A 12,365-nucleotide genomic window follows, 5' to 3' on the forward strand; every position below is an offset into this window, starting at 1 on the left:
GCAGGGAGAACCCTCTTACGATTTGAAATAACTGCAACTGTACCGGTACAGTTTATACGATGAAGGAAGGAATGACAAAAAGGCTGTTTCCCACCATTCCAAGATGATAGGAAACAGCCCCGCTATACTTTAACTTGTATACGTTTCATAACAGGCATACCCAGGCCAGCCCGTTATCCATAACAATCAGCGCTAATCACGTTTAATCGAAATCCAGCCATCACCCTCCAGGTGAAGCGTCGCACCGAGCGCTTCTGCCATAAACCGGAGCGGAACGAAGGTAGATCCGTTGGTATGAACGAATGGAGCCTCCTGCAGCGTCACGTTTTTACCGCCGACGCTGGCTGTTTTGGAGCCCACGGTCAATACGATTTCTTCCCCTGTCAGATCATTAATGACTGTAATTTTCTTGGAGCCTTTGCTCCACTTCACTTCGGCATCCAATTGGTCTGTCAAGTATCGAAGCGGAACGAAGCTCTGATTGTTCTTCTTGATTACACCATATCCATAATCATCGCTTACGGGACTAAGAAACATCGTTTTGTGTGTGATCTTCAGATCATCCTTCAACACATTATAGATGAGGGAGTCCTTCTCAAAGTTCCGCAGCACTTGACCCGGTGTCACCGAATCGTTCAGAACGTCCAGCACGCCTTTGGACGTGTCCACCTGATTGGCCTTCACTGCGCCGCCGATATTCCAGACCTCACCTTCGGAATACACCTTGAATGCTTTCAATGGCAGGTCCTCGGAAGCCGGTAGCGCGACAGTCAGCTCCAGCGCATTCTTGCGTGTATTCAGCTGCTCATCGAAGTAGTAGTCCAGCTTGAGGATCGTATCCTTACCAAAGACGGTTTCGGATCCCGGTAGCTCCTCCAATAACTGTTCCTTCTGTTCATCATAGTTCTCCGTGAATTCGATCAGTGCGCCATGCACGATCTCGTAGAGCGATGCGACGACCTCCTCCTTGGATTCCTGTGGCAGGAGTTCTACGTCTTCGCCATAGGCCTCGCCGATGCTGGTTATCATCGGATAAATGGCATCATACGCATCGCCGATCACTTGCTTCAAGCCGGCTTCATCCTTAAGCAGACTTTCGGCGAAAGGCTTAACCATGTTCAAGATCTCTTCACCGGTCAGCTCCATGTGGAGATGCGTCAGGTTCAGGCTTTCCCCGTTCACCTTCTCCTGAGCGGACTTCACCGCAATTGTTGATGGATTTGGAAAATGCTTCAGCACAAGTCCTGCAGCCTTCTTCACGACATCCTGAATCGCCTGTTCGTATTGGCTGGTATCAGGCAATCCGGGAACGGTCGTATCCATCGATAAATAGAACGGCTGCTTGGCGCCTTCTAATTGAATCGCCATTCCTTTGGAATCCATGGACACATGAAGCGGAATCTTCTTGTCCGAATATTGGATACTGCCCTGAATGGACACCGTTTTGCTATCCTGCACGATGGCATGGTCCATATTCAGAGATAACGAATTAATGAGATCAATCGCTTCTTTATCTTCAGTCGATAGGGCCTTGTCCGATAGCACCACCTCGAATCGAATACTTGCCTTGGATTCGCTGGATTTAACATCGAGACTGGTAAGCAACGCCTTGTTGATATCCAGTCCCCCGACGGCCTGACATCCTGTCATAACAACCAGCACAGCTGCAATGAGTACAGTCAACCACTTGAACTTCTTATACATAACGATATTTGTCCCCTCCCAGGTCATAGGCTCATTTCTATTATGGGAAGGTAGGAAATGTTTGTAAATAGGTATTTAAGCCTCGTCATATACGCACACGCGGATGGGTCCCACAGATAGCACATATCGACATTTTGCTATACACTGGGAATGAAAACTGTAGTAATTTGCAAGCAATAGTCAGCTTTTTTAGCACCGGGAAAGCTTGCTGAAGGGCTTTGAACAACCTTATAAAGCGTGGTGAATCTCTTGTTTAAAATTATGTTAATCGAAGACGATGTGACCCTATTCCATGAAGTGCAGGAGCGACTGTCTCAATGGTCGTATAACGTTTATGGCGTACAGGATTTCAGCGCCGTACTTCAGGAGTTTACAGCGGTTCAACCCGATCTGGTCATCATCGACATCCAGCTGCCGAAGTTTGACGGGTTCCATTGGTGCCGAATGATTCGCTCCCACTCGAACGTGCCGATTATCTTCCTGTCTTCCCGCGATCATCCGACCGATATGGTGATGTCCATGCAGCTTGGAGCCGACGATTTCATTCAGAAGCCGTTCCACTTTGATGTCCTGATTGCCAAAATCCAGGCCACTCTGCGCCGGGTATACAATTACAATACCGAACGGACCGAGCTGAGAACTTGGCGCGGGGCCACCGTCGAATTCGGTAAAAATACGATTAGCAGCCCTCAGGGCACCGCTGAACTAACAAAGAATGAGATGTTCATTCTGAAAATCCTCATGGAGCGAAAGAATCAAATCGTCAGCCGTGAGGATCTAATCAAGAGTTTATGGGACAACGAGCATTTTGTCAGCGATAATACGTTAACGGTCAACGTCAACCGGCTGCGCAAGAAGCTGGAGCCCCTCGGGCTTGATCCCTACATCGAAACCAAGGTGGGACAAGGTTATATCGCCACGGAAGAGGCCCATGCATGATGATCGCCTACATCCGGGAACGACTAAGCTGGATTCTGTTCTTCGTGTTTCTGCAGCTGCTGTTTCTGTTCATAGCCGCCGTGGACTCCCAGATCCCGTTCTTGCCCATCCTTTATATCGTGTTTCTGTCGATGCTGTTCTTCCTGGTGTTTCTGTTCGTGAGGTACAACCGGGAAACCAAGTTCTACAAAAGCCTCCAGACGTGGGATGACACCTACGATTTAGCTGCCATCAGCGAGCCGGAGCACCCCTTTGAGGCGATTGCCATGGACATCCTCTCCCTTCAAACCGAGCGCTTCAAGAAGGAATCCTCCATGCGGCTAATGGAGATACAAGGGGAGAAGGACGATTTGTTATCCTGGATTCACGAAGTGAAAACCCCGCTCACCACGATGCAATTGATGATCGAGCGCATGGAAGATGAGACGTTAAAGGCTCAACTCCAGTATGAGTGGCTTCGCATCCACCTGCTGCTTGATCAGCAGCTGCACCAGAAGCGCATCCCCTTTATCCGGAATGATCTGCTGATCGAGGAATTCGCGCTTGAGCCGATCATCTTCCAGGAAATACGTGCGCTCAAGTCCTGGTGCATGCAGAAAGGGATCGGATTTGACGTTTCCCTTGAGGTAACGGAAGTGCTCAGCGATGCCAAGTGGCTGGGCTTTATCATCCGCCAGCTGCTGACCAACGCGGTCAAATACAGCAACGCATCGGACATCATCGTCGAGAGCGATCTCACGGATGACCATGTCAGACTTACCATTCAGGATACCGGACGCGGCATTGATCCGAAGGACATGCCTCGTATTTTCGACAAAGGCTTCACCTCGACCACCTCACATCAGGACAGTGCCGCAACCGGCATGGGGCTCTATTTGACGCAAAAAGTAGCCGATGCCCTGCTGATTCGCATTCAGGTGGAATCAAGGCTCGGCATCGGCACCACCTTTACCTTGATCTTTCCGAGACGGAATGATTTTGTTAGCATGACCGGCATGTGACAACAATGTCACATGCTTTTGCACTTTGTTCGGCGAATCGAAGGAAAAGGCGCTGCGACTCCTTTATGATAAGGACAGATAACGAAGGAGTGAGTGAAATTGGCAATTCTTGAAGCAAACCAAATTCATAAAAGCTACGGCAACAAATTCAATAAACAGGAAGTGCTGAAGGGTATCGATATCCGCGTGGATAAAGGCGAGTTCGTCAGCATCATGGGCGCATCGGGCTCAGGTAAAACCACGCTGCTGAACGTGCTCTCCTCGATCGATAAAGTGAGCCTCGGCAGCATCAAGATCGAGGGTAAAGAGTTTACGGGCCTGAAGGAGAAGGAGCTGGCGGAGTTCCGGAAGCACCATCTGGGTTTTATTTTTCAGGAGTACAACCTGCTGGATACATTAACCGTCAAGGAAAACGTGCTGCTGCCGCTCTCCATTAAGAAAGTCTCGAAGAAAGAAGCGGATCAGAAATTCCAACGCATAGCAACCGAGCTTGGCATCTACGAACTCAAAGATAAATATCCGAACCAAATCTCCGGGGGACAGAAGCAGCGAACCTCCGCGGCTCGCGCATTTATCCATGATCCCAGCATTATTTTTGCCGATGAGCCGACGGGCGCGCTGGACTCGAAGTCCGCTTCCGATCTGTTGAACAAGCTAAGCGAATTAAATCAGAAGATCGATTCCACGATCATCATGGTTACCCATGATCCCGTGGCCGCCAGCTATTGCACCCGGGTCGTCTTCATTAAGGATGGACAGATCTATACCCAGCTGAACAAGGGTGAGCAGTCCCGGCAGGCCTTCTTCAATGACATCATCAAAACTCAGGGCGTGCTAGGCGGTGTTCAGAATGAACATTAATTATCTGATCTACCGGAATTTGAAGAAGAATATCAAGAATTATTATCTGTACGTATTTGCGCTCATCTTCAGCGTGGGTCTGTACTTCGCGTTTGTCACGCTGCAATATGATCCGGCGATGGATGAAGCGAAAGGCTCTGTGAAGGGAGCGGCAGCGCTTGGCGCTGCCTCCGTGCTGCTCGTGGCAATCGTAGCGATATTCCTGCTGTATGCCAACACGATTTTTATTAAACGGCGCAGCAAAGAAATCGGGCTGTTTCAGCTCATCGGATTGACCAAAGGCAAGATATTCCGGATCCTAAGCGCAGAGAACCTGATCCTGTATTTCGGCTCCATGGTCATCGGTATTTTTGCCGGCTTCGCGGCTTCGCGCTTAATCCTGATGATTCTGTTCAAGGTGACTGGCGTAGATACCGAAGCGGCTTTATCCTTCTCCACCGAGGCGATGATCCAGACCGTGATTGTGTTTGCCGTCATTTATGTGCTAATCATGATCATGAATTATACATTCATCAAAAGACAGAGCATTCTGTCCCTCTTCCGCGCCGTATCCACAACCGAGAACCAAATTAAGAAAATGTCCTTCGCCGAAATGTTATTCGGACTGCTCGGCATTGGACTCATCCTTCTCGGTTATTATGTATCGACCAAGCTGTTCAGCGGAGATTTCACCACCATGAACGAGCTGTTCATGGCCATGATCCTGATCTTGGGATCGGTTATCATCGGGACTTATCTGTTCTATAAAGGGTCGGTCAGCTTTCTATTCAACGCAATCCGGAAGAGCAAGGGCGGTTACTTGTCCCTGAACGATGTGCTGTCCCTCTCCTCCATCATGTTCCGCATGAAATCGAATGCGCTGCTGCTGACCATCATTACGACCGTATCCGCGCTTGCAATCGGACTATTGTCACTCAGCTATATCTCATATTATTCTGCGGAGAAATCGGCCGAGCAGAGTGTGCCCAACCATTTTGCGGTAGCGGATCAGAAGGATTATGCCGCCTTCATCCAGACACTTACGGATGAGGATATCGAATTTACGAAGACCGTACGGGACGTAATTCAGGTGAAAGCGGACCTATCCGACATTATCGGGGCCAGCCTGGAAGTCTCCGGGCAAGTCGATTCCAGTTCCATGATCATCCCGGTAATCAGTGATGCCGGCGTCGAAGGCAAGGATGTTTCCCCCGGGGAGACGCTGTTCACGGGATACAGTGACGCAATCCAGCAATTTATGGCAATTCGGACCACAGGGGAAATTGAGTTCATAAGCCCTAAACACAGCCTTAAGCAAAAGCTGATCGGCTTGGACAAGGAAGCCTACGTATCCTATTATTATGCAAGCGGCGGACTGCCTACGGCGATTGTGGACCAGACCGTATTTGATAAGCTGGTTCAAGACCTGGATCCGAAGATCCAGAAGAAGTCCAATGTCTATCACGGCATCGATATTGTGGATCCAAACGCTGTGGATCAGGCCAATCAAATCTTTAAGAGACTCGACATTAGCGAGGGAACAGGGAACCTATCTCAGACGGAAATGGCCTTCAACCAGAAGAGCAACATGGGCTTGATGATGTTCATCGTAGGATTCCTGGGACTTACCTTCCTGATTACTTCAGGATGTATCCTGTACTTTAAGCAGATGGATGAAGGTGAAGAGGAGAAGCCGAATTATACCATTCTCCGGAAGCTGGGCTTCACGCAAGGAAACCTGCTGAAGGGGATTCAGATCAAGCAGCTGTTCAACTTCGGCATTCCGCTGGTTGTCGGGTTGTCCCACAGTTACTTCGCCGTTAAATCCGGCTGGTTCTTCTTCGGAACCGAGCTCTGGCTGCCCATGGTCATGGTTATGCTGCTGTATACGGCACTGTATTCCATATTCGGGTTGTTATCGGTCATGTTCTATAAACGGGTAATTAAAGAAGCGTTATAAACGAGGTGCATGGGTGGGCCCAGGGAAAATTCGGGTACCATCCATGCATTTTTTGTGTTTCGTATGCAGGGAGATGTCATTAGCAACCTGGGAGTAACGAAGCTGTACGAGATTTCAACCGTGGAACACCTTCAGGGTGAAAAAACCGCGGATTACCATTCTAAGGGGGTACAGCTCTTCTGCAGCTTGCGAATATACGCAATCTGACCGATATGATAGGCATTATGCGTAGCAGCATTGCTCACAATCTCCCACCACTTGGCCGGTACCGGGAATCCATTCACTTCCTGCTCCAGCTTGGTCGCTGACAGCAGGTCCTGCCAACGCAATAGGACCTGCAGCAATCGGTCTCTTAGCTCGGCAAAGGTTGCGTTATCCGGAATGATAAAGCTTTTATGGTTGTCGCCAATAGAAGGAACGGCGTCGACCCGCGATTCGCGGTACCGCGTCTGCCACGTTTCATTCCAATACAGCAGATGCTGTATGATCTCGACAATGCTGTGACTATCGTTGGCAGGTGTCCAGAACGCTTCATCCTCGGTCAGATGCTCCACGGATTGCTGGAACGGAATATGCCAGCTGGGATCATTTGCGTTCGCTAACAGCTGATTCATTAGAACATCATTTGCATGCGCCATGGGTCATTCACTCCTTCATGAGTCTTGTAATAAGCAGCATCACAAATCATGACTAATTTTACTATAGATGAAGTCCTGTGATTCGCAGAAAATGATTAAAATCATTCTTTCTCGACTAGCCTGTCGGCAGAAGGCGTCTACCTCACATGGAACAAGTCCAAATAATACTGCGCTGTTGGCGTATCATTCTTGAAACGCAGCTCGATCTTCTCCCCGCTTTCCTTGCACAGGCCCACCGTAATCTCAAAATAGCTTGCCCCATGCATCGCGTCAACCGGACGGGCCTGTTGGTTATCCTTCGCCATCGTCGTCCGCTCATTGATTGATACAATTCGTTCGCAGCCAAAAGCAGGATACGTCTCCCTATATATGTCCTGAAGGGACGATCGGATAGCCGGGTATAACTGCTGCAGCATGGCCTTCTCGAGCTGCTGCTCTCTAGGCTTTCCTTCCGGTCCTGCATACGCTGAGCTTCCAGGGGCTGATAGAAGGAGCCCGCCTGCGAGCAGCAGGCAGAAGAAGAATCGTGACTTCATGCGAGTTCACCTTTTTCGTTTTCTACTTAGGATTTCCTTTCTCAACATATTTAGTCCGCCATATATATGGGTTCGTCACTATTCAAAAAAAGCCTGCCCCAAAAGCAGTCTTTCCTCCGAACGGCCTGGAATCTCCGCGATAATCTCTTTATAGTACTCGTATGTCGACATCCCACTATCAACACCTTCCCGTTTCCCCTCACATTTATGCCACTTGATATTCTCGAAGGTGACGGATTATCCTTCTGCACACCACCATCCACGCAAATAAAAAAAGCCCAGCCGATGGTTGGCTGGACCCTCCTTCTGCAACACCCTATCTCAAAATCCTTGAGCTGCCTCTGCAGCTTGCCGCAATCCCTGCTCAATGATCTCCTCACTCCGGTCGCGGAATTGATTATGCCCTTCAATCACAAGGGTTGTCACATTCGTAATGCCGAATACGTTCAGGTGATTCTTAACGAAGCTTACCGCCATCTCCGACGTGTCTCCTTCCGCATATACGCCGCCTCTGGCATTCAATAAGGCCGCCTTTTTGTCGGATAAGAGCCCCACCAATCCTTGCTCCGTGTACTGGAAGGTTTTGCGCGGATGGTGCATGTAGTCCAGGTACGAATGCAAAACAGCCGGGACGGTCAGGTTCCATAGCGGGAACGCAAACACCACCTTGTCTGCGGCTATGAACTGCTCCAGATGTTTGGTGACTATATCACTCATAGCCTTTTCTTCCGGTGTGAGTTCCATGCCCATAGCAGACTTAAAATTCCCGTTAATCATCACTTCATCCAGATAAGGAATCTGCTCCTTATACAGATCCACTTCAATTACGGTATCCTTCGGATGGGCCACCCGATAGCTCTCCAGAAACGCGTCATATAGTCTTCCCGTTACAGACCCTTGGCGGTTATTGGCTTTGATAAATAAGGTTGTTGTCATATAAATCTCCTCCATAATGTATGATGATGTTGCATGAAATGCTTAATTTGGGCTTTCCAACACAATCCCCTTGGACTCTCTTTGACCGAACTGAACATAATAGAACAGCATGATGGCTATCAGCAGCACAGCCAAAGCTAGGTAGATATTGCTATAGAGGTTCCCCTCCGTATAGAAGTGGACCGGATTCCAGTGGATGCCGGACTGGATATCCAGCATCTTGCCGTACACACCCGAGGCCATGCCCGCCGATATAAAATTCAGCATCTGCATCAGTCCCATTCCGACTCCCGCTTGTTCCTTGTGCAGGCTAAGGGAAACGGAATTGGATAACGCAATCATGACAAACGTCTGCCCCACATGTCCGAGAATCAAGAAGATCGCGATCAGAACAGGCGATGTGCCAATGAAAGTAGATAACAGCGCAAAGCATGCCAGCAATAATCCGACAGCCACAAGGAAGAGATACGTATTCCCCCTCCCATCCGCAAGCCTTCCGCCTGCTTTACCCAGCAAGGCCGACGCGATTGCGGCCGGTACCATGACAAAACCAACCCACCCTGGCGAGAGCCCCTGTACCTCCGACAACAACAACGGACTTAGAAAATGCAGAGAGAACCCGATGCCGCTAACGATAAACATCACGATTAATCGGAGGGTATAGCTTTTGTTCCGGAATAATCCCGGATCTACAAACGGTACGGAAGCCGTACGAATACGTATGATAAGCAGCCCCATAGCCAACAGCCCAAGAAGAGGCTGCCACCAGGATCCGTTCGTGACGCCGAGCAGGAGAAAGGTGACTGCAGCCGCTAACAGTCCGCCTCCCAACCAATCGAATTGGCCGGAGGACTGAAGTTCTTCTTCCTTCAAGTATTTTCGATATAAAGGAATCGTGATTAAGATCAGCAGCGGAATACAGAATAACCAGCGCCAATCCGCAATACTGGCTACAAGTGAAGACACGATGGGACCGATCGCACTGCCGATGGACAATCCCACGAATGCCGTGGCCATAGCCGATCCCCTTCGCTCGGGTGCAATGTAGCGTATCGGAATTAACATCGCTGTTGCCGGAATCGCCGCTGCTCCGACGGCCTGCAGACATCTGCTGACCAGCACCATCCAGAACACCTGCGAGAACAGGCCGACGAGCGATCCGACCGCGAACAGGAGCAGTCCGATCGTAATCAGATTTCGAAGTTGAATCCGTTCCGTGAGCTTCCCATAGAGGATTGTTCCGACGCCGTAGATCAAGGAATATGAAGAACTGACCCAGCTGACTTGAGCCGTCGTCAGGCCGAATTCCTCCCGCATGTCCGGCAGCACGAAGTTAAACATCAAGCCGCTCATCGCGGACAGACATAAGGTGAACATCACAACGCGCATTAATCTCTGTGTTTCCATCTCCTGAACCACCTCTCATTGGCTTCTTTTGTAAAATTCTGTATACAGCAGTTATGACCGTCAGTACTTACTGACATTTTGTTTGAAAAAAATACTAGGGGGTTAATGCCCTAGCAAAAATCCGCACGCTTTCCTCGATAAAGGCATCAAGCGTCACCGAAGAGAAGAGTTCCTCCGAGTCCAGCTCATTCATAAACGCCCCGAAGTTCATCATCATGAACGAAATGGCCCGCACCTCCGGATCGCCTGCGATCACTTTGCCCTTCTCGGTCATCACGGTAAAATACTTCGTCAATACATCCATGTATTGCTTGGGATGTTTACTGGTGATCTCCCGCAGGCCCGGTAAGTTATCGTTCTCCTTCACGCTGATCGTGATCAGCTTCCGATTCCGAATCATCAGCTCATGGTACGTCCGGCTGATAAGAAGCAAGTCTTCGCTTAAATCTCCTATCAGCTTCTCTTCAAACAGCTTTGTCATTTCTTCACCATAATGATAGCGCTCAAAGGCTGTTTCCAAGAGGTTCTGCTTGCTCCCGAATTTACGAAACAAGGTTTTCTCGCTTAAACCGGCAGCCGTAGCGATTTCCAGCGTGGTTACCCCGTTGTAGCCCTTCCGAGAGATGAGGTCGATCGCGGCCAGCAGCAGCTTATCATCCGTGCTCAGGTTGTCACTATGCTCCATGAAGGCTCTCCCTCTTCCCTTAGGAATGTCAGTACTTACCGTCATTTATTGAACCCATCATATTCCACTCGGCTATGCTCTGTCAAGCATTTAACAAAAAATAGGCCAATCCTATTTCTCGAAGGAGCTTACAGGACCTACACACTTGTCGCAGCATATTGACGCCCGAGCGCCTGCAGCCGTTCCGCAATCGCATGCTCGATATCGCGATCCAGCGGAAGGTGTTCCGAGGAATACGGTGCCAGCAGCGGATGATCACCGATCATTACCGCGTGCAGCGCATGCTGGAACATCGTAATATCGTTGGCATCGTTGCCGAAGGCAACATACTCGCCCTCCTTCACACCCAGCTGCTGAAGCCCGCTCCATTTATGTATCCCCTTAGGGCTGATATCCAGCACATTTTCCCCTCCATGCACGTGAACAACGACATCCAGTTGTCTCAGCCTCTCCTCGACTTCCGCCATATGGTCCGAGGTCAGCATCAATATTTTCACAACCGAATTCAGCTCCTGGAGCGCCACGTTCTTGGCCAGCTTGTGCGGGTCTAAGTTCAGCAGAATCGGATGATCTGCAGGACCCGTATAGGCATAGTCCCATTCTCCATCGATCAAATAGCTCACGCTATACATTGTTAACAGATGAAGAAGGCTCGGAAGCACCTCGCTGTCAAAGCCCGTCGTGGAGACCCGCTTTCCCCCTGCCGCCACCATCGAACCGTTGCCTCCGATCATCGGGTAGTGATGAACGCGCTCATGAAGGACGGGAAGCAAGTCGCGAATCGGCCGGGCGGAAGCAAAAATAACCTCATGCCCTTGCGCCACCAGCTCCTCCAATGCCTTCAACAACTCGTCCGAAACCGGCTGCCCTTTAAAACAGATCGTTCCGTCCAGATCGAATACAAATTTCATGCCCTTGCCCTCCTGTATCTTCTCATTGCTCTTATCATAGCAGTTGATCGTATAATGAGAAGGACATTTGTCCAGGAGAGAAAGGAGTAACCCCAAGACCCATGAAACTACTTCATGACGCACCATTGCTGAAAGCCAAGCTGGAACAATTTCAATTCGAGAACATGCTAGACCTGAGCAGGCCTGTGCCTTTTACATTGCAGCAATACGAGCCCGGCGAGATCATTCTGTATGAAGGCTTCGCCATAAATTCCCTTCTGTTCCTCGTGCAAGGGAAGATTAAGGTGACCTCCAGCATCGAAACCGGCAAATCGCTTCTTCTGCGCTTTGGCCATCCTTTTTCCATCATCGGGGATATTGAATTGATTCGAAACGTTCCGGTCCAATCGCAGATTGAAGCCGTTAACGAATGCCTCTTTATCGGGCTGCCCTTTGACTATATTAAGCTGCATGAAATGACAAACGCCCGCTTTACATCCACCTTGCTGGATCACCTGAGCTACAAACTCCAGACGTGCACGACCGCTTCCCGCGTCAATCTATTGGCATCGGTCGAGAACCGGTTTGCCAGCTATCTTATGTCCACCATGTCGCCGGGATCCAGCCCTTCCTTCGGAATGGAGCTGAAGACCGACCATATCGGGGAGATCGCCAGCTTGCTTGGTACCACGCACCGACATTTGAACCGGGTCATGCATGCTTTTGCACAAAAAGGGATTCTGGAGCGAAACGGACAGACCATCCGCATTCTGGACTGGAACGCGATGGAGACGGCATCGAATGGGATCCGCTATGAGTAGATCGCCCG

At 49.8% G+C, this 12,365-nt stretch carries 12 protein-coding genes; 5 read left to right on the forward strand and 7 right to left on the reverse strand.

The features are described 5' to 3' along the window. Positions 1 to 192: 192 nt before the first annotated feature. Positions 193 to 1,704: a copper amine oxidase N-terminal domain-containing protein gene (locus AC0VZ8_RS32745; protein ID WP_475485567.1), complete on the reverse strand. Its 1,512-nt coding sequence runs from the start codon at positions 1,702 to 1,704 to the stop codon at positions 193 to 195. A 249-nt stretch (positions 1,705 to 1,953) separates the two neighbouring features. Between AC0VZ8_RS32745 and AC0VZ8_RS32750 the strand changes: the two genes are divergently transcribed. The 4 genes from AC0VZ8_RS32750 to AC0VZ8_RS32765 all read left to right on the forward strand — a co-directional run bounded on the left by AC0VZ8_RS32750 (position 1,954) and on the right by AC0VZ8_RS32765 (position 6,444). Then, a complete protein-coding gene (locus tag AC0VZ8_RS32750) occupies positions 1,954 to 2,643 on the forward strand; it encodes a response regulator transcription factor (RefSeq protein WP_194544985.1) in 690 nt (229 codons plus the stop codon). After that, positions 2,640 to 3,644: a sensor histidine kinase gene (locus AC0VZ8_RS32755; protein WP_475485568.1), complete on the forward strand. Its 1,005-nt coding sequence runs from the start codon at positions 2,640 to 2,642 to the stop codon at positions 3,642 to 3,644. Before AC0VZ8_RS32750 ends, AC0VZ8_RS32755 begins: the two co-directional genes overlap by 4 nt. A gap of 99 nt (positions 3,645 to 3,743) precedes the next feature. Then, positions 3,744 to 4,505, forward strand: coding sequence for an ABC transporter ATP-binding protein (locus AC0VZ8_RS32760; protein WP_009591195.1), 762 nt, complete (start codon positions 3,744 to 3,746; stop codon positions 4,503 to 4,505). After that, positions 4,495 to 6,444, forward strand: coding sequence for an FtsX-like permease family protein (locus AC0VZ8_RS32765; protein ID WP_475485569.1), 1,950 nt, complete (start codon positions 4,495 to 4,497; stop codon positions 6,442 to 6,444). Before AC0VZ8_RS32760 ends, AC0VZ8_RS32765 begins: the two co-directional genes overlap by 11 nt. Positions 6,445 to 6,596: 152 nt before the next feature. On the opposite strand, the gene AC0VZ8_RS32770 is transcribed toward AC0VZ8_RS32765, so the two are convergent. The 6 genes from AC0VZ8_RS32770 to AC0VZ8_RS32795 form a co-directional block, all read right to left on the reverse strand. Next, positions 6,597 to 7,082 carry a DinB family protein gene (locus tag AC0VZ8_RS32770; RefSeq protein WP_260064640.1) on the reverse strand — a complete coding sequence of 162 codons (486 nt, stop codon included), beginning with the start codon at positions 7,080 to 7,082 and terminating at the stop codon, positions 6,597 to 6,599. A gap of 137 nt (positions 7,083 to 7,219) precedes the next feature. After that, positions 7,220 to 7,618 carry a hypothetical protein gene (locus AC0VZ8_RS32775; protein ID WP_475485570.1) on the reverse strand — a complete coding sequence of 133 codons (399 nt, stop codon included), beginning with the start codon at positions 7,616 to 7,618 and terminating at the stop codon, positions 7,220 to 7,222. A gap of 321 nt (positions 7,619 to 7,939) precedes the next feature. After that, complete coding sequence (locus tag AC0VZ8_RS32780; protein ID WP_475485571.1) at positions 7,940 to 8,554, reverse strand: FMN-dependent NADH-azoreductase; 615 nt, start codon at positions 8,552 to 8,554, stop codon at positions 7,940 to 7,942. Between the two features lie 42 nt (positions 8,555 to 8,596). Next, a complete protein-coding gene (locus AC0VZ8_RS32785) occupies positions 8,597 to 9,961 on the reverse strand; it encodes an MFS transporter (RefSeq protein WP_475485572.1) in 1,365 nt (454 codons plus the stop codon). Between the two features lie 94 nt (positions 9,962 to 10,055). Further along, positions 10,056 to 10,646 carry a TetR/AcrR family transcriptional regulator gene (locus AC0VZ8_RS32790; RefSeq protein WP_260064636.1) on the reverse strand — a complete coding sequence of 197 codons (591 nt, stop codon included), beginning with the start codon at positions 10,644 to 10,646 and terminating at the stop codon, positions 10,056 to 10,058. 137 nt (positions 10,647 to 10,783) lie between these two features. Beyond that, positions 10,784 to 11,557, reverse strand: a complete 774-nt coding sequence (locus tag AC0VZ8_RS32795; protein WP_475485573.1) for an HAD-IIB family hydrolase — start codon at positions 11,555 to 11,557, stop codon at positions 10,784 to 10,786. 101 nt (positions 11,558 to 11,658) lie between these two features. Between AC0VZ8_RS32795 and AC0VZ8_RS32800 the strand changes: the two genes are divergently transcribed. Beyond that, a complete protein-coding gene (locus AC0VZ8_RS32800; RefSeq protein WP_475485574.1) occupies positions 11,659 to 12,357 on the forward strand; it encodes a Crp/Fnr family transcriptional regulator in 699 nt (232 codons plus the stop codon). Positions 12,358 to 12,365 lie beyond the last annotated feature (8 nt).

This window comes from Paenibacillus sp. QJM3NY_38, assembly GCF_056173265.1.

Coding starts and splice junctions, on each gene's coding strand:
- AC0VZ8_RS32790 (WP_260064636.1), bottom strand. CDS start 10,646: ATGGAGCATAGTGACAACCTGAGCACGGATGATAAGCTGCTGCTGGCC.
- AC0VZ8_RS32785 (WP_475485572.1), bottom strand. CDS start 9,961: ATGGAAACACAGAGATTAATGCGCGTTGTGATGTTCACCTTATGTCTG.
- AC0VZ8_RS32775 (WP_475485570.1), bottom strand. CDS start 7,618: ATGAAGTCACGATTCTTCTTCTGCCTGCTGCTCGCAGGCGGGCTCCTT.
- AC0VZ8_RS32765 (WP_475485569.1), top strand. CDS start 4,495: ATGAACATTAATTATCTGATCTACCGGAATTTGAAGAAGAATATCAAG.
- AC0VZ8_RS32800 (WP_475485574.1), top strand. CDS start 11,659: ATGAAACTACTTCATGACGCACCATTGCTGAAAGCCAAGCTGGAACAA.
- AC0VZ8_RS32755 (WP_475485568.1), top strand. CDS start 2,640: ATGATGATCGCCTACATCCGGGAACGACTAAGCTGGATTCTGTTCTTC.
- AC0VZ8_RS32780 (WP_475485571.1), bottom strand. CDS start 8,554: ATGACAACAACCTTATTTATCAAAGCCAATAACCGCCAAGGGTCTGTA.
- AC0VZ8_RS32745 (WP_475485567.1), bottom strand. CDS start 1,704: ATGTATAAGAAGTTCAAGTGGTTGACTGTACTCATTGCAGCTGTGCTG.
- AC0VZ8_RS32770 (WP_260064640.1), bottom strand. CDS start 7,082: ATGGCGCATGCAAATGATGTTCTAATGAATCAGCTGTTAGCGAACGCA.
- AC0VZ8_RS32795 (WP_475485573.1), bottom strand. CDS start 11,557: ATGAAATTTGTATTCGATCTGGACGGAACGATCTGTTTTAAAGGGCAG.